General features: G+C 59.2%; 1 protein-coding gene and 1 pseudogene. Both read right to left on the bottom strand.

Annotated features, from left to right (window positions below; translation table 11 throughout):
• Positions 1 to 181: 181 nt before the first annotated feature.
• Entirely contained in the window at positions 182 to 1,348 is a 1,167-nt protein-coding gene (locus Q7J58_RS10735; protein ID WP_304827408.1) for an ABC transporter substrate-binding protein, read from the bottom strand.
• A 69-nt stretch (positions 1,349 to 1,417) separates the two neighbouring features.
• Positions 1,418 to 1,858: pseudogene (locus Q7J58_RS10730) on the bottom strand (long-chain fatty acid--CoA ligase); the annotation flags it as partial.

The following is a 1,858-nucleotide window of genomic DNA, read 5'->3' as shown; positions in this document are numbered from 1 at the left end:
TTGAACATCGGGGCTTTGACATTGCAGGGCAAGATGGCCAGTGTCCCTACTTTCGCCAATCCTCGCGCTTCTTGCCAGCCTGGGGTTTCAAGGGGAATTCAGGAAATGGCCAGGCCACCGGCAGGCAAAAAAATGCCGCCGGCACTGTGGCACTGGCGGCAGAGAACAACAGCTTGGAGGCTCAGTTCACCTTGAAGTAGTCTGACACCACTTGCCAGCGCGCTTCCTTCAATTGCGACAGACGGGTGGCATTGCTGCCCAGACGTTTCTGCGGACCGAAGGTCATCTCAGTGCTGCCAAAGATGTCCGGTGGGATCACCATGGTGTCCATGGCCTTGATGAAGCTGTCGGTGTTCAGGTTCGGGCCGGCCTTGCCGGCGGCGCGCAGGAACGAGTCCACCAGCGAATAGCCGTACACCGAGAACACGGTCGGGTCTTCGTTGAACTTGGTTTTGTACTTGTTGGCCCAGAACCGGATGGGCTGCGAGGCTTCGTCGGTGTAGGGGTTTTGCACCGTCATGGTGGCGTAGAAGCCGTTCATGGCCGGGCCGCCCAGCTTGTGGATCAGGTCGGTGTAGGCCGCGCTGGAGCCCACAAACGTGGGGTTGAAGCCCAGGCGGCGGGCGGTGGCAATGCCGCCGATGGTCTCGCGGATGATGGTGCCCATGACCACCATGTCGCACTGCGACGAGGCGAGCTTCTGCATTTGCGACGAGAAGTCGGTGGCGCCGCGTTTGTAGGTGGTGACCTCGGCAAACTGCATGCCGATGGACTTCAGGCCTTCTTCGGCGCCGCGAAACACCTCCAGCCCGAACTCGTCGTCCTGGTACAGGGTGCACACCTTTTTGGCGCCCTTTTCTTTGGCCAGCTTGGGCACAGCCACCTTCATCTGGTCGTAGTAGGTGGCGGCAAACGAGTACTTGAGCTTGTGGAAGGGCTCGTACATTTCACGCGCTGCGGTCACCGGGAAGAAATTGATCACGTTCTTCTGGAACTGCACCGGCATGGCGGCCATGTTTTGCGCGGTACCGATGTGGCCCACCATGGCGAAGATCTTGTCCTGGTTCACCAGCTTTTGCGCGGCCAGCACCGCGCGGCGCGGCTCGTAGCCGGAGTCTTCCACCAGCAGCTTGATCTTGCGGCCGTTGATGCCGCCTTGCTCGTTGGCTTCGTCCACGCGCAGCATCATGCCAAAGCGGACCTGCTTGCCAAACCCGGCCAGGGGGCCAGACAGGTCTTGAATGGAGCCCAGAACCAGTTCGTCTTTGCTGACGCCTTGCGATTGCGCCAAGGCCGCTGTGCTGGCCAGGGCCAGGCTGGCGGCGATCAAAGTCAGGGTGTGTTTCATGTTCCGTGTCTCCTTCGTTGTAAATGGGGTGTGTCTGAAAAGGCGTGGTTGAAACGGGGGGTGTGGGCTTCAGCTGTACATGGCTTCGATGCGGGGGGCGTATTTCTTTTCCACCAGCTTGCGCTTGAGCTTCATGGTGGGCGTGAGCTCTTCGTCTTCGGCGCTGAGCTGGGTGTCGAGCAGGAAAAACTTTTTGATCTGTTCCACCCGGGCAAACTTTTTGTTGACGCGGTCGATTTCGTCTTGAATGAGCTGCTGCACTTCGGGTGCGCGCGTGAGGCTGGCGTAGTTGGAAAACGGCACGTCGTGGTCCTGCGCATATTTCTCGACGTTCTCCTGGTCGATCATGATGATGACGGTGAGGTAAGGGCGCTTGTCGCCGATCACCACCGCGTCGGTCACGTAGGGCGAGAACTTCAGTTCGTTTTCCAGTTCGCTGGGGGTGATGTTCTTGCCGCCTGCGGTGATGATGATGTCTTTCATGCGGTCGGTGATGCGGAAAAACCCTTC

Source organism: Hydrogenophaga sp., assembly GCF_030656115.1.
Lineage (GTDB): Bacteria > Pseudomonadota > Gammaproteobacteria > Burkholderiales > Burkholderiaceae_C > Hydrogenophaga.
This window is presented reverse-complemented; position numbering and strand designations above follow the sequence as displayed.

Bases quoted from the DNA above. Each gene is read 5' to 3' on its own strand.
- Q7J58_RS10735 (WP_304827408.1), bottom strand. From the start codon at position 1,348: ATGAAACACACCCTGACTTTGATCGCCGCCAGCCTGGCCCTGGCCAGC.